The sequence below is a fragment of the Oleiphilus sp. HI0080 genome, assembly GCF_001635135.1.
The window spans coordinates 1-791 of record NZ_LWFU01000734.1 but is presented as its reverse complement, the minus strand read 5'-3'; the positions used below and the strand labels follow the sequence as shown (position 1 = coordinate 791).

Annotated in this window: 1 protein-coding gene; it reads left to right on the top strand. The window is 49.8% G+C overall.

The genetic code is table 11. The annotated features are described in order from the left end of the window. A partial coding sequence (locus A3751_RS15585; protein WP_156492525.1) for a TRAP transporter large permease subunit occupies positions 1-791 on the top strand: 791 nt, incomplete at both ends.

Below are 791 nucleotides of genomic sequence, written 5' to 3'. Positions count from 1 at the left end.
TAGGGGCAAGCGTCGTTGCCATGGGGTTGATCTCTCTGCCTTGTATGCTCAAGTATAATTACGACAAGCAACTGGCCTGTGGCACGATTTGCGCCTCTGGCACGCTTGGCCAAATAATACCGCCCTCTATCATTCTGATCATTCTTGGCGACGTTCTTGGTTTGCCTGTTGGGGACCTGTTTCAGGCGGCCGTTGCGCCAGGCCTTTTACTCATCGGCCTTTATATTGGTTACATCATTTTTGTGACGGTGCGCGATCCAGACAAAGCGCCACCCATGCCGCCGATTGAGCAAGATGGCTTCGCAGCACTGAAAACGGCTTTGTTTGCAATCTTGCCTCCTTTGTTATTGATTGTGTTGGTGCTTGGCTCTATTTTCGCGGGCATTGCAACGCCAACGGAGAGTTCGGCTTTAGGTGGCGTGGGCGCCCTAGTGTTGGCACTCTGTTATGGGCAATTCAATATCAAGATGCTTTGGGAAAGTGCACGTGAGACTGTCGTTGTAACAGCCATGGTATTTGCGATTTTACTTGGGGCAACGGCCTTCTCGATGACCTTCAGCTATACCGGCGGCGATGCACTTCTTGAAGAGTGGTTGCTTGGTTTGCCCGGAGAGAAATGGGGTTTTCTGATTCTCACCATGCTGGTGATCTTGATTCTCGGTTTCTTTATTGATTTCGTAGAAATCTCGTTCATCATTGTTCCCGTACTGGCACCGATTGCCGAGCTGCTTGGCATCAGTATGCTCTGGTTTGCCATTTTGATTGCCATGAACCTTCAAACCAGCTTTTTG